This window comes from Kitasatospora sp. NPDC004289, from assembly GCF_053602875.1.
The window spans coordinates 54,787-76,715 of the sequence record NZ_JBSGEL010000011.1; the positions used below are offsets into that span (position 1 = coordinate 54,787).

A 21,929-nucleotide genomic window follows, 5' to 3' on the forward strand; every position below is an offset into this window, starting at 1 on the left:
GGGCAGGGTCAGCGGCCGAGCCGCCGGAGGCCCGTGACGGTCAGGCGGAGCAGGAGGCCGATCGCCGGGGCCAGCAGCAGGGTGCCCACGGTCCGGGCGGTGGCGGTGGTCGTCAGCTGATCGGCGATCAGGTAGGCGACCAGGAAGGACGGTGCGAGCCAGGCACCGTTGCGGACGGCGACCCGCAGCGGATGCCCGCCCCGGCCGTCACCGTCACGCTCGCCCCGGCGAGCAGCGTCGCGCTCGCCCTGCCCGTCCCGCTGCTCCGCCGCTGTCATATGAACCGCCTCACGACACCGACCACCTTGTCGATGATCCGCTGGGAGACGCCCCGGTCGAAGACGAACCCGGCGAGGCATCCGGCCACGGCCCAGACTATGCGCTGCTTCCAGCCGCCGGAGCCGAAGAGGACGCCGGCGCAGGCGCCACCGGCGCAGTTGCCGATGTGCAGGGCCCACGGCGCGAGGAACGGGACCCACGCCGCCACCGCCGCGGTGACCGCGAGCTGGACGGCGCGCGCGACGGCGGCCTTGAGGGCCGCCTTCAGCCAGCCCGGCATCCGCCCGTCGAGGTCGGTGCAGTTGACCGGGTCGGCGTTGCAGTAGTCGTAGGCGTTGGCGCTGGCCCCCGGAACGGGGTCGGTGGAGAGGAAGCGGCCGGTGGCCGGGTTGTAGAGGCGGACGCCCATCAGCGTGAGCCCGGCCGGGGTCTCGGCCGAGCGCAGCTTGTCGCCGACCCAGCCGTAGCGGGCGGCCGGCTGGCCGGCCCGGGGCTGGCCGTACTCGTCGTGGTCGAGCACGGTGGGGGCGACGGCGGTGTCCAACGGCAGGCGCAGCGTCACGTCGCCGTGCAGGTTGGCGAGTTGGAGGACGATGCCACCGGTCTTGGTGGTGGTGGCGGCGAGGTTCCCGCCGGCGCCGCTGACGTTGCGGGTCAGGGTGCCCGCCGCATCCTCGGTGACCCAGCGCGGGTTGTCGCCGTCGGTGCCGTAGTGGCTGGTCCTGCTACCGGTCGCGGTCCAGCTGCCCGAGCCGTTGGTCTCGGTGGTCCAGCTGCGCAGGCGCTGGGCGGAGTCGAGGCTCCAGGTCTGGCGGGTGGCGCCGGTGGTCTGCTGCTGCACCAGGTCGCTGGTGTAGTAGGCGACGGTGGAGCCGGGCAGCGCGGTGGTGCGGCCGAAGGCGTCGTAGGCGTAGCCCGCGTTCACCAGGCGGTCGGCGCTGTCGTAGGTGCTACCGGCGACCGCACCCCCCGCCGTGCTGCAGGTCTGGCCGCGGACGGCGGTGGCGGTGGCCAGCGCGGTGCGGTTGGTGTTCTTGTCGAAGGTGTAGGTGCGGGTGGTGCAGACCGCGTCCACCGAGGTGTCCTGGACCTGGGTGAGGCGGCCGGCGCCGTCGTAGGCGTAGGTCTGGGCGGCCGTCACTCCGGGGGTGCCGGTGTGGGTGGCCCGCTGGCCGTGGACGGTCTCGCTGATGCCGTCGGAGACCAGTACGGTGCCGTCGGAGTCCCGGGTGTAGGTCCGGGAGGTGGTGGCGCCGGTCGGGTCCTGACGGTCGGTCAGGGTGTAGCCGCCGGGCAGGCCCTGGGTGAGCGGCTTGCCGTCGGCGTCGTAGCGCGCGGTGAAGGTCCCGGCGACGGAGTCGGTCACCGAGGTGGCCAGGCCGCGCGGGTCGATCGCGGTGTCGTAGGTGTAGGTGGTGGTGGACGGCGCGCTGTCGGTGACCTTGGTCGGACGGTTGAGGGCGTCGTACTCCGTGGAGGTGACGGCGCCGTCGGCGTCGGTGTAGGTCAGCGGGCGGCCGAGGTCGTCGTAGGTCCTGGAGACGGTGCCGCCGGTGGCCGAGCTCCGCTGGACCACCGAGCCGGTGCCCGGGTGGTACGCGGTGGTGGTGGCGGGGACGGCCGCGCCGACGCCGCCGGAGACGGTCACGGTGACGGGGCGTCCGGCCGCGTCGCTGGTGGTGCCGGTGGTGCGGGTGACACCGTTGGCGGTCTCGGTCAGCAGGGCGACCTGGCCGAACTGCCCGTACTGGGTGGTCCTGGTGGGCAGTTGGGCGGGGTTGGCGCCGCCGCCGGTGATCGCCCCGGCCGGGCCGGTCTGGCAGATCAGGTCGGCCCACTCGGGACGGTTGGCGCAGGCGCCGGTGCCGCCGGCGGTGTAGTAGCTGGTCCAGGTGGTGCCGGCGTCGGCCCCGTTGGAGGACGGCAGCTGGGTGGCGGTCACCCGGCCCTGGGCGTCGTACTTGGTGATGGTGGTCAGGGCGAGCCCGGCGCTGTCCTTGGTCTGGGCGGTCGGCACGCCGAGGGCCCAGTCGTAGGTGGTGCGGTCCTGCCGGGTGTCGACCAGCAGCTCGGGCCAGGCACGCGGCTGGGCGCCGGTGGTGGTCCGGGTGATCTGGTTCTTGATCTTCGCGGAGCCGTCGGTCGGGCGGCCCTCGTCGTAGGTCTTCACGGTCTGCTGACGGACCGGCAGCTGGCTGCCCGCCCTGGCCAGGACGGTGGAGCCGGAGACGGCGTCGGCGGCCAGCGTGACGCGGTGCAGCGGGTCGAGGACGGCGGTCTCCTGCTGGCCGTCCTCACTGTAGGTGCTGCTGCTGGAGAGCAGGCGGGCACGTTCGGCGGAGGGCAGGGTGTCGATGCCGAGGTCGGCGAGCTGGGCCCTGGCCGCGTCGGTGCCGCCGAGCGCCAGCTCGCGGTTGGCGGCGGTCAGAGTGCGGATCTGGTGGCCGTGGTCGTCGTACTCGGTGGTGGTGATCCGGTGGCCCGGGGTCGCCTGGTTGACCTGACGGCCGGAGGCGTTCAGATAGGTGACGGTGGCTCGGGCGTAGTCGCCGGCGTTCAGGTCGGCTCCGCTGTGGGAGGCGGGAGCCTGGTCGGCGGGGAAGACGGCGGTGGCGTCGGTGGGCAGGTCGGTCTGGCCCCAGGCGCCGGCCGCGGCGGCGGAGAGGTTCTCCGGCGCCTTGGCCCCGGAGAGCGGGACGCCGTAGACGACCGTGTCGGTGGCGGTGCCGTTGACGGTGCTCGCGGTGCCGGGGGCCAGGGTGCTGTGCCAGGCCTTGGTCAGCATGCCGGGCCCGGCGGCCGGGTTGGCGGCGACGGTGCCGTAGGCCAGCGAGATCGGCAGGGTGCCGCCGAGCTGGACGGAGGAGAGCAGGCCGTCGTCCGCGCCCTGGGTGTAGTAGGTGTACTGGCTCTGCGCGCTCTGGCCGACCCGCGGGTCCCAGGTCTGGCGCAGCCGGCCGGCGCTGTCGTAGCGGTAGACGGCGACCTCGGTGCCGGTGGCCGCGGAAGCGCCGGGGGCGGTGCTCCACAGCTTGACGGCGCTGACCTGGCCGGCGAAGTCACCGAACTCGGCGCCGGTGTTGACGCCGGTGGCGGTGGTGGTGCCGGCGTAGACCAGCTGGAGGACGCGGCAGCCCTTGGTGGTGACGTCCGCCGCGCAGGCCGACGCCGTGGCGGCGGAGGTGGGGGCGACGACCAGCTTCGGGCGGGCCAGCGTGCGGCCGCCCTCGACGACCTTCTCCGGGACGATGCTGGTGGTGGTGTTGGCCAGGCCGCCCAGGAGGGTGGAGGTGGCGGTCCAGGTGGTGGCCGCCGGGTCCACCTTGGCGAAGGTGGTGGTGGTGCCCTCGGTGCCGGAGAGGGTGAAGTCACCGGCGGCGAAGGCGCCGGTGAGGCTCAGGCCCTCGCTGCCGGGTTCCGGGGTCCAGGCGGTGCCGGCCGCGTTCGAGGTGAAGGCGACGGTGGCGCCGTCCGCGGTCGACACGCTCAGGGAGGTGTTCGAGGTCCGGCGGATCTCGGTGTACTCCGAGGCGGAGAGCGAGGAGGAGACGCTGGAGACCCAGTTCGGGCCGAAGATCGCCGCCTGGCCCTCCTGGTTGGCCGCCGCCTTCGGGTCGCGCGAGGAGTGGGTGCGGCTGACGGCCATGCCGAACAGCGACACGTCGGTGGCGGGGACCTTGAGGTCACCGGTGAGCAGGTTCAGCGCGCCGGGGCCGACGTTCTCGGTGGCGGCGCCGTCGGCCCTGCGGTCGACGACCACCCGCACCGGCTCGGAGGAGACGGCGGCGCCGCCGGGGCCGGTGAAGTCGGCGCGGACCTGGACGGTGCCGTCCGGGGTCACCGTCGAGGTGGCGTTCCAGGTCAGCGCGGGGCTCTTGCCCGCGGTGAGGGCGACCGGCCAGGTGACGGGCGCACCGGCCGAAGTGACGTGCGCCGCCGGGACGGTGGTCCAGGCATCGGCGTCGGAGCGCCGCCAGGAGAAGCCGACCCTGTCGTACTTGGCGGCGTCGGCCTCGGCGGCCAGCGGCAGGCGGGCGGCCGTCCGGGTGCCGTCGTTGGGGGTGGTGACGCCGCCGGCGCCGGCCTGGAAGACGTAGGAGAGCGGCTCGGACTTGTTCTCGGCCCGGTCCACCGCGCGCACCTGGAGCACGTTGGTGCCCGCCCTGGCCGGGGTGACCGTCAGGGCGACCGGCGCGGTGCTGCCGTTGGTCGCCGCCTTGGTCCAGCTGGTGCCGTCCAGCGACCACTCCAGGCCGCTCTGGTCACCGGCGGGCGGGGTGACGGTGAAGACGCCGGACTTGCCCGCGCCCTTGACCCACTGGCCCGACGGGTAGTCGGAGGAGGTGACCGAGACGGGGGCGGAGGGCGCCGAGGTGTCGACCGTGAAGGTCGCCCACGGCGACCAGCCCAGGTTGTAGTGGGTGCCGTCGTAGGGCGAGGTGCGGAACTTGTAGGTCCTGCCGTTGGTGAGCACCCCGGCCGGGACGGTCACCGCGGCGGGCCGGCCGCTGGAGACGAACGGGGAGACCAGGATGCCGCCGACCTGGGTGTCGGTGGCGGCGTCGAAGATCTGGAAGCTGCCGTTGACCTTGTCGTTGTTCGGGTCCGCGAAGGTGTCCCGCAGGGTCGGCGTGGTGGAGTTGACCCACCAGGTGCCGGCGGCGTCCTTGAAGAACGGCGAGCCGGCCTGCTGGTCGGTGCCGGTGCGCGGGCGGTAGTTGTAATTGACCGTCAGCTTGGGCACGTTGCCCGAGGCGTTGGAAGAGTTGAACCGCTTCCAGCCGCTCACCCCGGCCTCGGACGCGGCCCGCAGGCCCATGTCGGAGAGGCCGTTCTTCGCCGAGGCCCAGACCTGCACCAGGTTGCTGACGTCCGCGTTGACCCAGCCGTCGGGGGCCGAGGCGCAGGCGGTGTTGCCCTTGGTCTCGCTCGAAGTGGCGTACTTGGTGTTCCAGGCGGGCTGGTTGGTCCAGCGGCTGGCGGTGTTCGCCCGGCCGGTGGCCCACACCTCCCAGTCGTACGGCTTGCAGTCCACGTTGTTGCCGGAGTGGAAGTTCCACAGGCTCAGCGTGGCGGAGGAGATCAGCGCGTCGGCGATCGGCGCGGTGTTCCAGGTCAGGTAGGAGCGCGCGGTGCGGAAGGTGCCGTCGGCGTTCTTGGTGCCCGGGTTGCCGAGGTCCAGCTCCACGTCGGTGGACCAGTCGACGGTCTCGCCCTGCTGCACGTAGGTGTCGAAGACGTTGCCCAGCGAGGCGGTGGCCGGGTCGACCGTCACCGGGTAGCGGGTGTTCGGGTCCGCCAGGAAGGCGGCGTCCGGGGTGTAGACCAACTCCAGGTCCTCGCCCCGCTGTTCGACCCGGACCTGGACCTTGGCCTTGCGGACCTTGTCACCGGCCGCCGGGTCGACGGTGGAGTCCCACATCACCGGGGCGGGCATCACCGCACGCTGCTCGCCGCTCCCGGCGTCGGTCAGCACCACGCTGCCGTCCGGCTGAGCCTGGGCCCGCAGGCCCTTGGCCCGCACCGGCATGGTGTACGAGAAGCCCCCGGCGGCCGGCCGCTGCTTGAGCGTGACGAACTGCTCGAAGCCGGTCCGGGTCGCCTCCACCACCAGGTCGGCCGAGCCGTCGGCGATCGCGTTCCGGTAGGTGGCCCGGTTGCCCTTGAGCACCGGCTTCGGCAGGCCGCCGCGCCAGCGCAGTTCCACCTGCTGCTCGCCCGAGCCGAGCGTGACCAGCGGGCGCCCCTCGCCCCGGCCCTCCCCGGCCTCGGCGAGCGAGCGGACGGCGGTGCCGCCCGCGCCGCCCAGCTTCAGGCCGTGCGGGTGCGCCTTGGGCGCCACCGAGCCGTCCTGACCCGCCACCAGGTCCAGGTCCACGTCGGCCCACTGGCCGTCCCGCTGGAACCGGACCGGACCGGCGGAGAGCTCGGTGGTGAGCGAGCCGTCCTTGTTGACCCAGGTCGTGGAGGTCTCGCTGCGCTCCCCCAACACCTCCACCCGCTGCCCCGACAGACGGGCCAACACCCGTGCCGACGCCAGGTCCTGGGCCGCGGTCGCGTACTGCTGCTTCGCCTTCGGCGCGGCGGCGGCGAGCGGCGCGAGCGCCACCTCCGACCCCGCCAGCGCCGACACCGCGACCGCCAGGGCCAGCAGACCGCTGACCGGCCGCACCCCCGGCAGGCCGCCCGGCCTGCGGGAAGTGACGACTCGTTGATGCCTCATCGAACACGCTCCTCTGATCCACCGTCAGGCGACGAGTGGCTGAGCGGCGGAGGGTAGGCGAGCCGGATGTACACGGGGCGGCGTCAAAACGGTCAAATGATCATGATCGACGCGGGATCCCGGCGATCTTCATCTGACATTCATCTGAACGCGCCATGCCAGACCTCCGAAAGCGGCCGGACCCACGGCGCGGGGCGCCGGGCCCTTCCTCCCGCCGACTGCCGCCCTCCGGCTTCAACGCCCCCGACCGGATCAGGGCGCGCCCGAAGCGGCCCGGCTCCGCTCGTCCCCCCGGTCGTCTCCCGCGCCCATGCCCGCGCCGCGTTCCCGCCTCCCGGTGAACGCCAGCGCGCCCGCGACCACCAGCCCGGCCGTCCCGGCGAGGACGGTCTGGACCCGGTAGTCCAGGCCCGCCACCATCGCCCCGCCGATGAGCAGGGCGAGGCCGGTCGGGGCGAACAGCAGGGTGTTGGCGGTGGCCGCCACCCGGCCCAACAGCTCGCCGGGGGTCTCGCGCTGAACGGCCGTCATGGCGACGACCAGCGCGCAGGGGAGCCCGAGCCCGATGGCCAGGCTGCCGCCGAGGACCACCGGCAGCCACGGGGTGGCCCGGGCCAGCACCCCGAGGGCGAAGAGGGCGAGCCCGGCGGCGGCGAAGGCGCGCTCGGGCAGCCGCCGCATCAGCGCCCCCGCCGCCAGCCCGGCCACCACCGATCCGGCGCCCTGGACCGGCATCAGCACGCCGGAGAACGCGGGACCGCGCCCCAGGCCGGAGTCGATCAGCGCGAAGGTGGCCGAACTGCTCAGCCCCGCCAGCAGCATGGCCGCCCCGCCGGCGAGGACCAGCGGGCGCAGCACGGGGTGCCGCCACAGGAACCGCGCCCCCTCGGCGGTCTCGGCCCTCCAGTCCCGTCGCTCGCGCGCGGCGGGCCGCGCCTCGCTCACCCGCAGGAGGCGGTAGGCGGCCGCGGCCAGCAGGAAGGTGCAGGCGTCCAGGGCGGCCACGGCCGGGCCGCCGAAGGCGGTGAACAGCGCGGCCCCGACCGGTGGCGCGATCAGCTTCATGCCCTCCATCGCGGTGTACAGCAGGCCGTTGAAGTCGCCCCGGAGCTCCTCGGGCACCACCGTGGCGACCAGCGCGCTCTCGGCCGCGTCGGCGAGCACCACTCCCCCGCCGACCGCCACCAGCACCGCGAACAGCAGCCAGACGTCGTCCGCGGTGCGCACGGCCAGCGGCGCGGTCATCACCACCGCGAGGGCCAGGTGGACCGCGACCAGCAGCGGCCGGCGCCGGACCCGGTCGGCCAGGGGCCCGATCAGCGGGCCGAACAGGGTGGGCAGCCACAGCCCGAAGCCGACGAAGGCCGCGAGCGCGTCCGATCCGGTGAGCGTCTTGACCCAGACCCCGGCCGCCAGCGCCATGGCCGTGTCACCGAATCCGGAGACGACGACCCCTCCCAGGTAGAGCGCGGCCTCGCGGTCGCGCAGGACTGCCCTCAACTGTCGGCCCATCAGTTCCCCCTCGACGTAGGACGATCAGCGGCACACCCTACCTCCAATCATTTGCTTGGGGGTAGCGCCGATCGCGGCCGGGTCACCCGCACGCGGTTTACTGGCGTCCATGACCGAGACCGATCCCGTCCTGCGCGCACTCGCCCATCCGCTGCGGCTGCGGATGCTCAGCCTGATGTGGCCGGGGCCGATGTCGGCCGCCGAGCTGGCCCGCGAGCTGGCGGTCTCGCACGCCCTGGCCAGCCAGCACCTGCGCCGCCTGGACGGGGCCGGCCTGGTCGAGCTGGCCGAGGAGCGCACCCGGCGCGGCGGCAAGGAGCGTCGCTACCGCACCGTCCGGGGCACCCCGCTCTCCGACCGCCAGGACGCCGATCCCCTGCTGGCCGAGACCATGGCGCTCACCCTCCGGGAGCGGGCCGCCCGGCGCGCCCCGGCGGCCGAGGGCGTGACCGTCGACGCCGAACTCTGGGTCGACCCCGAGACCTGGCGGGACGTCAGGAGCCGCCTGGCCGCCCTGGCGCTCGAACTGCACGCCGCCGCCCGGCCCGCCCGCACCCCGGGCACCGAACCGGTCGGCGTCAGCCTGATGGCCTTCCCCCTCCGCGCGGACCCCGACCCCGACCCCCACCCCGACCCCGATCGTTGAACGTTCAACGCCACGTCGGATTACCGCCAGCTCCACCGGGCGCCCTGGCCGAGGATCGAGTCATGTCCGAGACCGGAACGGGAAGTTCGAAGGAGACCACGATGACCAACGGTGTGATGGCGCTCGACGGCAAGGTGGCGCTGGTGACCGGCGGCAGCCGCGGCATCGGGGCGGCGGTGGCGCTGCGGCTGGCCGAGGAGGGCGCCCACGTGGCGCTGACCCACCAGGGCTCGCCCGAGGCGGCCGAGGCGGTGGCCGCGAAGATCACCGCGATGGGCCGCACCGCGCTGGCCGTCCGCGCCGACAGCGCCGACCCGGAGGCCGTGCGCGCCGCGGTGGCGGCGGTGGCCGGGCGGTTCGGGCGGCTGGACGTGCTGGTCAACAACGCCGGGGTCGGCGCCGTGGGTCCGATCGGGGAGATGACGGCGGACCAGGTCGACCGGGTGCTGGCGGTGAACGTCCGGGCGCCGTACCTCTACGCCCAGGCCGCCGCCGAGCACCTGGGCGAGGGCGGACGGATCGTCGGCATCGGCAGCTGCATGGCCCGGCGCACCGCCTTCCCCGGCGGCTCGCTCTACGCCACCAGCAAGGCCGCGCTGTCCGGACTCACCAAGGCCCTGGCCCGCGAGCTCGGCCCGCGCGGCATCACCGTCAACCTGGTCCACCCCGGCCCGGTCGACACCGACATGAACCCGGCCGACGGCGAGTCGGCCGCGTTCCAGCACGGCTTCACCGCCCTCGGCCGCTTCGGCACCCCCGCGGAGGTGGCGGACGCCGTCGCGTACCTGGCCGGCGAGGGCGCCCGCTACGTCACCGGCGCCGAGCTCGACGTCGACGGCGGCTTCGCGGTCTGATCCCGGAAGCCCGCCGCCCGGGGCCCGGCCCGCCACCCACCGCCCGGAGCCCGCCGCCCGGAGTCCGACACCTGACGCGGGCTCAGCGCTCCGCCAGCACCACCACCGCGTCCTGCGCGCCGAGCAGCAGCGGTGCGCCCCGCGCCGGGTTGAGGTAGACCCCGTAGGAGGGCGGTTCGTGGCTGCGGTCCGCCCGCCAGTAACCGATGGCGGTCTCGTTCCGCCGGCGCGCCGCCTCGACCAGGGTGGTGAAGTCGGCCGGGTGGCCGGGGCGGAGGTAGTCGGCGGCCGGCTTCAGGTAGATCTCCGAACTGTCGGGGTCGAACAGGTCGGTGAAGACCGCGTGCAGCTTGGGGTTCTCGGCCAGCTGGGTCAGCAGCAGGGTGATCACCTTGGTGGAGACGATGAAGTCGTCGGCCTTGGTGACCTGGGCGACCTCCCGGTTCGCGTCGTCGTTCATCTCGGTGACGATCGAGTACGGGTCACCGAGGCCGTCCTCGATGTCGCGCAGGTGGAGCAGGGTCACCAGGGTGCGGTCGTCCGCCGCGTCGGGCGCCACCGTCTCGTCGCTGAGCACCACCACGTGCTGGTAGTCGCCGAGGCCGAGCGCCTCCAGCGAGGAGCGCTTGGTCGGCTCGCAACGGCGGTGCCCCACGGTCAGGTTGGCGAGGTCGCGGACGGTCTCCCGGGGCTCCCAGGGAGCGGCCACGTCCAGCACCGAGCCGGGCTCGACGAAGCTGTCCAGCAGCCGGATCAGCTTCGTCGAGCGGGAGTTCTGACCGACCACCAGGGTCCGGTCGGGCACCCGGCGTTGGCGCGGCGCGGAGGTGATCGCCGCCTCGGCCACGGGCGGCCTCCCGTGGCCGAGGCGGATCATCAGGTCATCCTCGGCGACCACGATCAGCTCGTCCTCGGCGGCGATCACCGTCCCCATCGGCGGGTTGAGCAGCACATCACCGGCACTCCGGCACAGCCCGGCCAGTGCGCCGACCTCGTAGGCGTGCAGCGCCTCGCCGTAGGTCGATCCGGCGAGCGAGGGCTCGGCCCGCAGGTAGAACTCGTTGCCGACGAAGCTCAGCAGCTCGTTCAGCACGCTCGACAGGCCGCGCTGCCGGTGCGCCTGGGCGATCAGCCGCACCGCGATGTCGTCGCCGTCGATCACCAACGCGCCCTCCCCGGCGGCCAGTCGGGCCGCCGGCAGGTTCTCCGAGTCCTGCACCGCGGCGACCAGCCCGGGGCGGGTCGGCCCCCAGGTGCGGCCGCTGAGCAGCAGCAGGATCTTCACCACGTCGATGTCGCCGTCGTCGCCGACCGGCGGCAGCACCAGGATCGACCGGGCCGTGTCGGGGCTGACCAGCTCCAACTCACCGCGCACCAACGGGTTTCCGGAACGGCAGATGACCCGGGTGCGCCCGGTGTCGGCGATCCGGGAGCGGATCGCCTCCTCCATCGCCACCTTGTCCTGGTCGGCCAGCACCACCACGCAGGAGCGCCGCTCGCTCTGGTTGGCCTCCACCAGCTCCCCGATCACCGTGAAGACCTGGTCCGACCAGCCGAGCACGATGGTGTGCCCGCTCTCGATCAGCGGGGAGCGGCCCTTGCGCAACTGCCGGATGCGCTGGTCGAGTCCGGTGGTGAGCACGCCGATCAGCGCGCTGACGATGAAGATGCCGCCGATGGTCACCACCAGCATCAGGAAGAGGAAGAGCGGCCCTCCGGTGTCGCCGCCCATGGTGCCCGGGTCCAGGGTGCGCAGCAGGCTCATCCAGGCCACGCCGGGCCAACCGCCGTTGCTCTCCGCGTCGGTGTCGGTGAGCAGCACCACCGAGGTGGAGACCAGGGCGATCAGCAGCACCGAGGCGAGCCCGAGCCAGCCGATCAGGGCCGGGGTGCCCCGGTCCATCGTGCCGTCGAACCAGTACCGGAGCCGACCGCGAAGCCGTCTGAACACCACCGAACCCCCCTCACGCCGCCCTCGGCCCGAGCACGGTACCCCGCGCGGGCCAACCCCCCTCCGCCGACAGGCCGTTCGGACACCGAGGACCGACCGACCGTCACCCGGCCGAGTGGCGGGCCGCCTTCACCGGGTTGACCGCGCGGGCACCCGTCGAGGCCACCGTGAAGATCGTCTGCCGTATGCTGCGGTGACACCGAACGCACGTACCAGCCCGCACCGGCGGGCCGAGGGGGACACCAGCATGATGGGACCAGCGCACTCGCTGTCGGGCGCCGCCGCCTGGCTCGGAGTGGGCGCCGCCGCGGCCCTCCTGGACCAGCCGATGCCCTGGCCGGTCCTGCTCGCCGGAGCGCTGATCTGTGCCGGGGCGGCCCTCGCCCCGGACCTCGACCACAAGGCCGCGACGATATCCCGGGCCTTCGGGCCGGTCTCCCGCACGCTCTGCGAGATCATCGACAGGCTCTCGTACGCCACCTACAAGGCCACCCGGACGAAGGCCGACCCGCGCCGCTCCGGTGGCCACCGCACCCTCACCCACACCTGGCCCTGGGCGCTGCTGTGCGGCGCCGGAGCGGCCGCGGCCTGCGTCTACGGCGGCCGTTGGGGCGTGCTCGCGGTGCTCTTCGTCCACATGGTGCTGGCGATCGAGGGCCTGCTGTGGCGTCACGCGCGGGCCTCCAGCGACGTGCTGGTCTGGCTGCTCGGCGCGGCCGGCGCCTGGATGCTGGCCGAGGTGCTGGACCGGCCCGGCAACGGATCCGGCTGGCTGTTCGAGGGCGCCGGCCAGGAGTACATGTGGGTCGGACTCCCCGTCGCCCTGGGCGCGTTGGTGCACTGCATCGGTGACGCGCTGACCGTCTCCGGCTGCCCGGTGCTGTGGCCGATCCCGATCGGGCGCAAGCGCTGGTACCCGATCGGCCCGCCGAAGCCGATGCGCTTCCGGGCCGGCAGCTGGGTCGAACTCAAGGTCCTGATGCCGGTGTTCGCCGGTCTCGGCGGCATCGGCGCGCTGGCCGCCCTCCAGCTGATCGGCTGACCGGGCGCCGGAGAGCGCCGACGACCACCCGGCCCCGGCCGCCCCGTCAGATCCCCGAAGCGGGGAGCAGCACGAGGCGGTCGGGGTCGAACGGCATCCAGCGCGGCTCCTCGCCGCGCCCCAACAGCCGTACGCGGCACCAGGACTGGCCATCGGCCGGGCGCCACCAGGCGTTGATCCGCCCCACCGCCCAGTCACCGTCGGCGAAGTCGACCTCGACCGGCTGGTAGGCGGGCTCGACCTCCTCCTCCGGAGGCTGCCAGGCACTCTTCTGCTGACCGTCCGTCATGGTTCGCCCTCCTCGGCCCGGATCCGAAAAACTCTACAGAGCTGTAGATGCCCACGGGCGGACCTGACAAGCGGCGGGCCGGACACCTCCAGGTCCCGGCCCGCCCTCCCGCGCGTCAGCCGACGTTGACCCCGTAGTCCAGCGCGATGCCGCGCAGGCCGGAGGCGTACCCCTGGCCGATGGCGCGGAACTTCCACTCGGCGCCGTGCCGGTAGAGCTCGCCGAAGATCATGGCGGTCTCGGTGGAGGCGTCCTCCGTCAGGTCGTAGCGCGCGATCTCGCGGCCGTCCGCCTGGTTCACCACCCGGATGAAGGCGTTGCGGACCTGGCCGAAGCTCTGGTTGCGGCTGTCCGCGTCGTAGATGGAGACCGGGAAGACCACCTTCGCCACCGCCGCGGGCACCGTGGCGAGGTCGACCTTGATCTGCTCGTCGTCGCCGTCCCCGCCGCCGGTGAGGTTGTCGCCGCTGTGCTCGACCGAACCGTCCGGGCTGCGCAGGTTGTTGAAGAAGACGAAGTGCTGGTCCGTCAGGACCCGCCCCTGCGCGTCGCAGAGGATCGCGCTGGCGTCCAGGTCGTGGTCGGCACCCGTCGTTGTGCGCACGTCCCAGCCCAGTCCGACGATGACCGAGGTCAGGCCGGGCGCCTCCTTCGTCAGTGAGACGTTGCCGCCCTTGGCCAGCGTGACTCCCACGTCGCCCCTCCAGGTGTGTCCTGCCCGCAGGTCGACCCACGGGCACCGTACGTTCCTGCGAATCTACAACACTGTAGATCGAAACGCGGCGGCACCGCCCGGACGCCCGGAGCACCGCAACCGCCCCGTGCTAATTTACGTCGCTGTAAATGCCCGATACGCCCGCCCAACAGGACTGATCCCCGTGCCGCATGACCTAGAGGACCCCCGGACCACCGCGACCGCCCGGCGCGCACCGGCCGGTCTGCGCCCGCGCGGCCTGGTCGACCTGCGCGGCGGCGGCGCCGTCCCCCGTGCCCTCACCTACCCGCCCGGCGCGGTGGTCGTCGTCTCCGGCCTGCCGGGCAGCGGCAAGAGCACCGCGCTCCACCAGTGGGCGGCCGCCGCCCCGGTGATAGACCCGCGCACCACCCACCTGGCCTGCGAGGCCGTGATGCCCGCCTGGCTCCCCTACCCGGTCTACCGGCCCTGGGCCCGGCTGCGGCACTTCCACCGGCTGCACACCAGCGCGCGCGACGGCGCCGAACTCCTGGTCCACGACTGCGGCAGCCGCTCCTGGCTGCGCCGTCACCTGGCCCGGCTGCTCGCACCCCAGGGCCGCGAACTCCACCTGGTCATCCTCGACGTCGGCAGCGCCGAGGCCCTGACCGGCCAGCGAGCCCGGGGCCGCTCGGCCCCGCGCCGCACCTTCGCCCAGCACGACCGCGGTCTCGGCCGGCTGGTCCGCGCCCTGCGCGCGCACGGGGCGGCGGCCGCTCCGGAGACCGCCTCCGTCACCCTGCTCGACCGCTCGGCCCGCGAGCGGCTGCCCCGGGTCACCTTCGACGCGGCATGACGGAGCCCCCGCGGGCCGAGCCCGGAAGCTCGGCCCGCAGGGGCTGTCGGGGCCTCAGGGCCCTTCGGGTCAGGCGACGCTGACGGCGCTCCAGGCCGCGGCCACCGCGTTGTACTCGGCGCTGCCGGTGCCGTACAGGTCCTTCGCGGCGTTCAGGGACGCGGTGCGGGCGCCCTTGTAGTCCGTGGTGGAGGTCATGTAGACGGTCAGCGCGCGGTACCAGACCGCGGCCACCTTCTGGTTGCCGATGCCGGTCACGGTCGAGCCGTTGCAGGTCGGGCTGTTGTAGGTGACGCCGTTGACGGTCTTGCTGCCGCTGCCCTCGCTGGCCAGGTAGAACCAGTGGTTGCCCACGCCCGAGGAGTTGTGCACGTCGAGCTGGCCGACCTTCTTGGTCCAGCAGTCGGCCGAGCGGCCGTCGAGCGAGGGCTTGTCCATCCGGCGCAGCCACGGCGGGGTGGACTGGTCGCTGAACAGGTAGTCGCCCTTGTCCACCGCGTTGTTGGCGTACCACTCGACCATGGTGCCGAAGATGTCGCTGGTGGCCTCGTTGAGGCCGCCGGACTCACCGCTGTAGCGCAGGTTGGCGGTGGCGCTGGTGACGCCGTGGGTCATCTCGTGGCCCATGGTGTCGAGGTCGACCTGCTCCGGGTCGGTGACGCCGTCGCCGTCGCCGGTCATCATGCAGAAGCAGCTGTCGGACCACTGGGCGTTGTCCCACTTGGTGCCGACGTGGACGAAGACGGTGGCGCCCTTGCCGTCGTTCTTGATGCCCCGGCGGTTGAAGGTGTTCTTGTAGTAGTCGTACGTCCAGGCCGTGTTGGCGTGGGCGTCGACGGCGGCGGTGGAGCGGTCGGTGGAGAACTTCCTCCCGTCGCCCCAGACGTTGTCCGCGTCGGTGAACAGCGTGCCGGAGCTCGCGTTGATCGAGGAGGACGAGACGTTCTTGGCGTCCTTGGTGACGTGGCCGCGGGTCGGGTCGATCAGCGCGTAGCCGCCGGAGGTCTGCGCGGTGGTGTCGATGGAGACGTCACCGGTGTACTCCGAGTGCCCGGTGCCGACGGCCTGGTGCTCGGCGGCGTAGGCCTCGATCTGCTCGCCGCTGCCGGCGTCGGTGACCACGATCTTCCCGGCCGGCTGGCCGTGGTCGCCCACGCCCGCGACGGTGGTGCGCCAGGCCAGCCGCGGGGTGCCGTCGGCGGCCCAGATGATCAGCTCCGGGGTGGAGGTGGCGGCCGTGATGCCCTCGGCCTGGCCGAGGGCGTGGGCGGCGCTGGCCTGGGCGGGGACGGCCGGCTTGGTCGACTTGACCTTGGGGTCGTGGGCCTTGCCGGCCGACTTGTCGAGCAGCTTGCCGTGCGCGTTCTGATGCACCACCAGGTCGCCGCCGACGACCGGCAGGCCCTGGTAGGTGCGGTCGAAGCGGACGTGCTGGGTGCCGTCCGCGTCGACGATGACGTCCTTGACGACCAGGTCCTGGCCCACGCCGAAGCCGAAGACTCCGGGGTTGTGGGCGACGTTGGCCTTGGCGTCGGCTATCGCCGCGTCACGGCCGGAGGCGGCGGTCGCCGCTCCGGTCTGGAAGGTGACGGCGACGAGCGCGGCGGTGACCGCGATGGCTCCGGCCGCGAGGTGGCGGCGCTGAGAGGAGGTGGGGCTCACTCTGACTCCAGTCGGGGTAGCTGTGAAGAGCTGCGACAGAGCTTGACGGTGAGCCGCCAAAGAAGGCCATCCTTACCCGTCCATCTTGATCAGACCGTGTCCAAGAACGACCGAAACCGTTCAATTACCCGACCGGTCGAAGTACTTGACCCCCTCACCGACCAGGCGGTATTGCGCCGGTGACGCGCTGCGGGACGCCGAGCGGGTTGCCGTCCAGCAGCTCCGGCGGCAGCAGTTCGGGCGGGGTGTTCTGGTAGACCACCGGGCGCAGCCAGCGCTCGACCGCGGTGGCGCCGACGGAGGTGGAGCCGGAGGTGGTGGCCGGGTACGGGCCGCCGTGGTGCATGGCGGGGGCGACCGCGACGCCGGTCGGCCACTGGTCCACCACCAGGCGGCCCGCCAAGGGGCGCAGCCGCTCCAGCAGGGCGGCCGCCTCGGGGCCGCGCTCGTCGGCCGCCAGCTGGACGGTCGCGGTCAGGTTCCCGGCCAACCGGCCCAGCACCGACTCCAGTTCGCCCCGGTCCCGGTAGCGGACCAGGACGGTCACCGGGCCGAAGCACTCCTCCCGGAGCTCCTCGGTCAGCTCCGCCGCGTCCACCGCCAGCACCCCGGCGCGGACCGCGAGGCCGGCCCCCTCGACCGGTGCCGGGCCGGCTGCCAGCAGCACCCTGACGCCCGGCACCGCGGCCCGGCGCCCGACACCCGTCAGGAACGCCTCCCGCATCCGGCGGTCCAGCAGCGGCCCCGCCCCGGTCGCGGCGGCCGCCGCGACCACCGCCTCCTCCAGTCGGTCTGCCCCGGCCGGGACCAGGACCAGGCCGGGCTTGACGCAGAACTGGCCGCTGCCGAGCGTGAAGGAGGCGGCGAGCCCGGCGCCGATCTCCTCCGCCCGGGTGGCGGCGGCCCGTTCGGTGACCACCACCGGGTTGAGCGAGCCGAGCTCGCCGTGGAAGGGGATCGGCACCGGCCGGGCGGCGGCGATGTCGTGCAGGGCCCGCCCGCCGCGCACCGAGCCGGTGAAGCCGACCGCCGCCACCAGCGGGTGGCGGACCAGCTCCGGCCCGGCCGCGAAGCCGTGCACCAGGCCCACCACCCCCTCCGGCAGGCCCACGTGACCCGCCGCCGCGCGCAGCACGCCGGCGCAGAGCTCGCTGGTCGCCGGATGGTCCGGATGGGCCTTGACCACCACCGGGCAGCCGGCCGCCAGGGCACTGGCGGTGTCGCCGCCGGGCACGCTGAAGGCGAGCGGGAAGTTGCTGGCCGAGAAGACCGCGACCACGCCCAGCGGGACCTTCATCCGGCGCAGGTCGGGGCGGTTCAGCGCGGGGTCGGCGTGGTCGATCGCCACGTCCAGGAAGGCGCCCCGCTCCACCTGCTCCGCGAAGGCCCGCAACTGGTAGGTGGTGCGGGCGAGTTCACCGGCCAGCCGGGCCGGGCCGAGCGCGGTCTCGGCGTCGGCGGCGGCGACCACCTGTTCGGCCGCCGCCTCCAGCCCGTCGGCGGCGGCGCGCAGCAGCGCGGACCGCACCGCGCGGTCGGCCAGCGCGGGGAGGGCCGCGGCGGCGGCCCGGACGGCCCGGTCGACCTCGGCCGGGCCCGCCTCGGCGGCCACCACCGCCCCGGGCGAGCCGGTCCTCGGGTCGGAGGTGCGGACCGGCTGCGGCTCAACTGCTGTGGTTTCCATGGGACTCCCTCGGGTCGTCGGGCGCGGGTCAGGCGCGCGGGGGTTCCAGCTCGGTGAAGTGACCGCCGATCAGCCGGGCGTCCACATGGCCGGGGTCGAGCGGGCCGTGCACGGCCAGCACCTTCTCGGCGTACTCCTCGGCGTCGTCCTGCGGCCGGTAGCCGAGCGCGCGGGCCGTGCTCAGGTCCCACCAGGCGCGGGTGTTGGCGCTGATGCCGTTGACGACGGTGTGCCGGGCGAGCGGGGGTGCGAGGGGGGCGGTGAGCGCGGCGTGCACCAGACGGGCGCAGTCGCCCGGGCTCAGCCAGGTGGAGAGCATCCGGACCGAGCGCGGCTCCTCGAAGCAGGACCCGATCCGGATGGTCACCGTCTCGATGCCGTACCGGTCGGCGTAGAACGAGGCGAGGTTCTCGGCGAAGGACTTGGAGAGGCCGTAGTTGGTGTCGGGCCGCTGCGGCGCGTCCGCGCCGATCAGGTCGCCGCTCCCCGGGGCGGGCAGCGGGGTGAACCCGACCGCGTGGTTGCTGCCGGCCACCACCACCCGGCGGACGCCCTCGGCCCGGACGGCCTCGTAGAGGTGGTAGGTGCCCTGGACGTTGGCGCCCAGGATGTTCTCGAAGGTGTCCTCCAGGGAGATTCCCCCGAGGTGGACCACGGCGTCCACCCCGCGCACGGCCTCACGGACGGCGTCCGGGTCGCGCAGGTCGAAGGCGAGGGCGTCGGGTGCGTCGGCGAGGGGCCGGACGTCCGCCAGGCGCAGCCGGTGGCCCAGGGCGGGCAGCCGGGCCCGCAGGTGGGCGGCGACTCCACCGGCGGCGCCGGTGAGCAGGACGGTGCGGGGCTCGGTCATCGCGGTGGGCCCTCCGGTCGGGCGGGAGTCGATCGGAACTCCTGGGCCAGCTCGGCCAGGAGGTGCTGACGGTGCCCCGGCAGCAGGCCGAGGTGGTAGAGGCTGAGCCGGCTCGCGCCCGCCTCGCGCAGGCCCCGGACGTGCGCGGCCAGCGCGTCGGGGTCGGCGGGCGGGAGCGCGGTGACGTAGGCGTCGACGGCGGTGCCCGTGGCGGCCGCCGCGCGGACCAGGTCCGCGCCGGCCTCCCCGGTCGGCCAGCACGGCACCAGCAGGGCGTCGACCTGGCCGGCCGCGCTGGCGGTCAGGCCCGGGGAGGGGCCGGTGGCCCACGGGTCCGGGTGGGCGTGCAGGGTGAGAGAGGCCCCGGGCGCCGCAGCACGGACGGCGGCCGTCACCCGTCCGAGCAGCCCGTCGGTGGCGGCCTGACGGACCGCCAGCAGGGCGGCCGCGGTCTCCTCCGGCAGCGGGCCGCCCCCGCGGGCGGTGCTGCGCAGCAGCTCCACCGTCTTCTCCTCGTCCAGGCCGTGCCGGCGCCAGCCGTGGCGGCAGGCCCCGCAGCAGCAGACGGAGAGCGCCCGCAGGGCCTCCGGCGGGTAGGCGCCGTCGCTCTTCTCGTGGCATCCCAGGTGGACGGCGCCGAGCTGGCCCGCCGACTCCAGCGACACCGTCCGGACCGCCTCGCCCGGCAGCCCGTGCAGGGCCTCCGCGGCCAGGGTCGCGCAGTGCTGCCGGACCGGTTCGTGGGAGGGGCAGAGCGCGTACGGGTAGTGCTCGCCGTGGCAGTTGACCACGGACACGGCCGGGTTCAGGTACCCGAGGCGGGAGTTGTGGGCGAGGACGATCCAGGCGTTGACCGGGATCCCCTCGGCCGCGAGGACCGCCACCGCCTCGCCGGCCGGGTCGGGCTGCGCCATCCAGTCCGCGGTGAGCGGGGTGAGCCGGTGGCCGGCCCAGGCCTCGGGCCGCAGCGGCCGGTAGAGCGCGGCGTACCGGGCGTCGACGAAGGAGCGCTCCGGGTGGAGCGGGGTGGCCGCCCGGGTGGAGTGGTAGCTGAGGGCCAGCGTGACCGCGTCGGCACCGCAGGCGCGGAAGCGGTCGGCGAAGGCCGGATCGCCGAGGACGTCCCACGGGTAGGCGTGCACGGAGACGGTCGGGTGGTTCACCAACGGGGCCTCCGCTTGCGGAAGTCGGGCTCGAACTGCTGCCGGTAGCCGGTGTCGTCGCGTTCCCGGATCCCGCAGCGCAGGTAGTTCTCGTGCAGCCGGGCCAGGGCGTCCGGGTCGAGCTCGACGCCGAGCCCGGGCCCCTCGGGCACCCGCACCGCGCCGTCGACGATCGGCAGCGGATCCGCGACCACGTCGGTGCCGAGTTGCCAGGGGGTGTGGGTGTCGGCGGCGTAGCTCAGTTCGGGGAGCGCCGCGCCGAGGTGGGTCATGGCGGCCAGGCTGATGCCCAGGTGGCTGTTGGAGTGCATGGAGACGCCGACGCCCCAGGTGCGGCAGATCGCGGCGAGCTCGGCGGAGCGGCGCAGCCCGCCCCAGTAGTGGTGGTCGGCGAGCACCACCCCGACCGCCCCCGCGGCGAAGCCCGGGGCGAGGTCGTCGGGGGCGACCACGCACATGTTGGTGGCCAGCGGCATCGGCGCCTCCCGGGCGACCTCGGCCATCCCAGGGATGCCGGGGGTCGGGTCCTCCAGGTACTCCAGCAGGCCCGCCGTGTCGGCCGCGACCTTGCGCGAAGTCTCCACCGTCCAGGCCGCGTTGGGGTCCAGTCGGAGCGGGTGGACGGGGAAGGCCTCGCGCAGCGCCCGGACCGCCTCGATCTCCTGCTCCGGCGGGAGGACGCCGCCCTTGAGCTTGAGCGAGCCGAAGCCGTACCGCTCCACCATCAGGCGGGCCTGGGCGACGATCCCGTCCGGGTCGAGCGCCGGGCCCCACTCGTCCTCCGGCGCACCCGGATGGCCCGCCCACTTGTAGAACAGGTAGCCGGAGTACGGGACTTGGTCGCGGACCGGGCCGCCCAGCAGGTCGGCCACCGGCCGGCCGGTGATCCGGCCCTGCAGGTCCAGGCAGGCGACCTCGAACGGGCTCACCACCTTGAGCGCGGTCTTCTGCGGGCTGGAGCCGCCGGTCAGGCCGTGCCGGTCGGGTGCGTCGGTGCCGCCGAGCGCCCGGGTGGTCCGGCGCAGCAGGTCGTTGGTGTGGAAGGGGTCGAGGCCGACCAGGGCGGGTGCGACGGTGCGCAGCAGCTCCAGGTGGGAGGCGTCGCCGTAGGTCTCGCCGAGGCCGGTGAGGCCGTCGCCGCAGTCCAGCTGGACGATCGCGCGCAGCGCCCACGGCTGGTGCACACCGGCCGAGTTGAGCAGCGCCGGGTCGGGGAAGGCGACCGGGGTGACGGTCACCGCGCGGACCCGCATCAGGCGGCCGCGGTGGTGGTGGCCGCGGCGGTGAGGGCGGCGCGGCCGCGGGCCAGGATGCCGGCCAGCTGCTCCAGGTGCTCGGGCGTGGGGTCCACCAGCGGGGGGCGGACGGTGCCGAGGTCGAGGCCGGAGAGCCGGGCCCCGGCCTTCACCAGCGCGACCGCGTAGCCGGGCACCTTGTCGCGCAGGGCGACGAACGGCAGGTAGAACTCGCTGAGCAGCAGCTGGACGGTCGCCTGGTCGCCGCTGCGCACGGCCCGGTTGAAGGCGGTGGCGATCTCCGGGGCGAAGCACAGGACGGCGGAGGAGTAACTGCCCACGCCGATCGCCTCGTAGGCCTGGACGGAGAGTTCGGCGGTGGGCAGGCCGTTGAGGAAGCCGAACGCGGCGGCCCGGGGGTGGCCGCTGGACCGGACGGCGGTGACCAGGCGCAGCATGTGGTCGACGTCGCCGCGGCCGTCCTTGATGCCGGCCACGGTGGGGATGTCCAGCAGGGCGACGGCCGCCGCCTCGTCGAGCACGGCGGTGGCGCGCTGGTACACGGTGACCGGCAGGTCGGTGGCACCGGCGACGTAGCGGACGTGGTCGACCAGGCCGCTGGGGGGCGCGGAGACCAGGTAGGGCGGGAGCAGCAGCAGGCCGTCGGCACCGGCCTCGGCGGCGGTGCGGGCGAACTCGTGGGCGGCGCGCGGCCCGCCGCCGCAGCCCGCCATCACCGGCAGGCGGCCGCCGGCCACCTTGACGGCGGTGCTCACCACGTCCCGGTACTCGGCGTGCGAGAGGGCGGTGAACTCGCCGGTGCCGCAGGCGACGAAGAGCGCGTCCGGGCCGGCCGCGACCTGCCGCTCGACGTGCTCGGCGAAGGCCGGGAGGTCGACGGTGTCGTCCGCGGTGAACGGGGTCAGTGGGAAGGACAGCAGCCCGTTCGAGTACATGGGGTCTCCTTGGGTCGGTGGTGCCGGTTGGTGGGGTGAGGGTGCGTCAGCCCT

At 74.0% G+C, this 21,929-nt stretch carries 16 protein-coding genes; 4 read left to right on the top strand and 12 right to left on the bottom strand.

Features of this window, described 5'->3' with window-relative positions; all coding sequences use genetic code 11:
- Positions 1 to 8 precede the first annotated feature (8 nt).
- From ACWEPF_RS10150 to ACWEPF_RS10160, 3 genes are all read right to left on the bottom strand, one after another.
- Positions 9 to 278 carry a hypothetical protein gene (locus ACWEPF_RS10150; RefSeq protein WP_452172219.1) on the bottom strand — a complete coding sequence of 90 codons (270 nt, stop codon included), beginning with the start codon at positions 276 to 278 and terminating at the stop codon, positions 9 to 11.
- Positions 275 to 6,502, bottom strand: a complete 6,228-nt coding sequence (locus ACWEPF_RS10155; protein ID WP_452172220.1) for an RHS repeat-associated core domain-containing protein — start codon at positions 6,500 to 6,502, stop codon at positions 275 to 277. Before ACWEPF_RS10155 ends, ACWEPF_RS10150 begins: the two co-directional genes overlap by 4 nt.
- Before the next feature lie 252 nt (positions 6,503 to 6,754).
- A complete protein-coding gene (locus tag ACWEPF_RS10160) occupies positions 6,755 to 8,014 on the bottom strand; it encodes an MFS transporter (RefSeq protein ID WP_452172221.1) in 1,260 nt (419 codons plus the stop codon).
- Between the two features lie 109 nt (positions 8,015 to 8,123).
- Between ACWEPF_RS10160 and ACWEPF_RS10165 the strand changes: the two genes are divergently transcribed.
- Both ACWEPF_RS10165 and ACWEPF_RS10170 read left to right on the top strand, forming a co-directional pair.
- A complete protein-coding gene (locus ACWEPF_RS10165; protein WP_452172222.1) occupies positions 8,124 to 8,660 on the top strand; it encodes an ArsR/SmtB family transcription factor in 537 nt (178 codons plus the stop codon).
- Positions 8,661 to 8,722: 62 nt separating this feature from the next.
- Entirely contained in the window at positions 8,723 to 9,514 is a 792-nt protein-coding gene (locus ACWEPF_RS10170; protein ID WP_452172223.1) for an SDR family NAD(P)-dependent oxidoreductase, read from the top strand.
- A gap of 82 nt (positions 9,515 to 9,596) precedes the next feature.
- On the opposite strand, the gene ACWEPF_RS10175 is transcribed toward ACWEPF_RS10170, so the two are convergent.
- Complete coding sequence (locus ACWEPF_RS10175; RefSeq protein WP_452172224.1) at positions 9,597 to 11,468, bottom strand: CASTOR/POLLUX-related putative ion channel; 1,872 nt, start codon at positions 11,466 to 11,468, stop codon at positions 9,597 to 9,599.
- 244 nt (positions 11,469 to 11,712) lie between these two features.
- On the opposite strand from ACWEPF_RS10175, the gene ACWEPF_RS10180 reads away from it, so the two are divergent.
- Positions 11,713 to 12,507, top strand: a complete 795-nt coding sequence (locus tag ACWEPF_RS10180) for a metal-dependent hydrolase (RefSeq protein ID WP_345281552.1) — start codon at positions 11,713 to 11,715, stop codon at positions 12,505 to 12,507.
- Between the two features lie 46 nt (positions 12,508 to 12,553).
- On the opposite strand, the gene ACWEPF_RS10185 is transcribed toward ACWEPF_RS10180, so the two are convergent.
- Positions 12,554 to 12,796: a hypothetical protein gene (locus ACWEPF_RS10185; protein WP_452172225.1), complete on the bottom strand. Its 243-nt coding sequence runs from the start codon at positions 12,794 to 12,796 to the stop codon at positions 12,554 to 12,556.
- A 115-nt stretch (positions 12,797 to 12,911) separates the two neighbouring features.
- A complete protein-coding gene (locus tag ACWEPF_RS10190) occupies positions 12,912 to 13,490 on the bottom strand; it encodes a TerD family protein (protein ID WP_345281550.1) in 579 nt (192 codons plus the stop codon).
- A 184-nt stretch (positions 13,491 to 13,674) separates the two neighbouring features.
- Here ACWEPF_RS10190 and ACWEPF_RS10195 point away from each other — a divergent pair, with 184 nt between their 5' ends.
- Positions 13,675 to 14,325, top strand: coding sequence for an AAA family ATPase (locus ACWEPF_RS10195; RefSeq protein WP_449796444.1), 651 nt, complete (start codon positions 13,675 to 13,677; stop codon positions 14,323 to 14,325).
- A 69-nt stretch (positions 14,326 to 14,394) separates the two neighbouring features.
- Here ACWEPF_RS10195 and ACWEPF_RS10200 read toward each other — a convergent pair whose 3' ends face one another.
- The 6 genes from ACWEPF_RS10200 to ACWEPF_RS10225 all read right to left on the bottom strand — a co-directional run bounded on the left by ACWEPF_RS10200 (position 14,395) and on the right by ACWEPF_RS10225 (position 21,875).
- A complete protein-coding gene (locus ACWEPF_RS10200) occupies positions 14,395 to 15,987 on the bottom strand; it encodes a M4 family metallopeptidase (RefSeq protein WP_452172226.1) in 1,593 nt (530 codons plus the stop codon).
- A gap of 154 nt (positions 15,988 to 16,141) precedes the next feature.
- Entirely contained in the window at positions 16,142 to 17,671 is a 1,530-nt protein-coding gene (locus tag ACWEPF_RS10205; protein WP_452172227.1) for an aldehyde dehydrogenase (NADP(+)), read from the bottom strand.
- Positions 17,672 to 17,699: 28 nt separating this feature from the next.
- Entirely contained in the window at positions 17,700 to 18,521 is an 822-nt protein-coding gene (locus tag ACWEPF_RS10210; RefSeq protein WP_452172228.1) for an NAD-dependent epimerase/dehydratase family protein, read from the bottom strand.
- Complete coding sequence (locus ACWEPF_RS10215; RefSeq protein ID WP_452172229.1) at positions 18,518 to 19,684, bottom strand: hypothetical protein; 1,167 nt, start codon at positions 19,682 to 19,684, stop codon at positions 18,518 to 18,520. Before ACWEPF_RS10215 ends, ACWEPF_RS10210 begins: the two co-directional genes overlap by 4 nt.
- A complete protein-coding gene (locus tag ACWEPF_RS10220; RefSeq protein WP_452172230.1) occupies positions 19,681 to 20,937 on the bottom strand; it encodes a glucarate dehydratase family protein in 1,257 nt (418 codons plus the stop codon). The genes ACWEPF_RS10215 and ACWEPF_RS10220 overlap by 4 nt, the downstream gene beginning before the upstream one ends.
- Positions 20,937 to 21,875, bottom strand: a complete 939-nt coding sequence (locus ACWEPF_RS10225) for a 5-dehydro-4-deoxyglucarate dehydratase (protein WP_452172231.1) — start codon at positions 21,873 to 21,875, stop codon at positions 20,937 to 20,939. The genes ACWEPF_RS10220 and ACWEPF_RS10225 overlap by 1 nt, the downstream gene beginning before the upstream one ends.
- Positions 21,876 to 21,929: the final 54 nt, after the last annotated feature.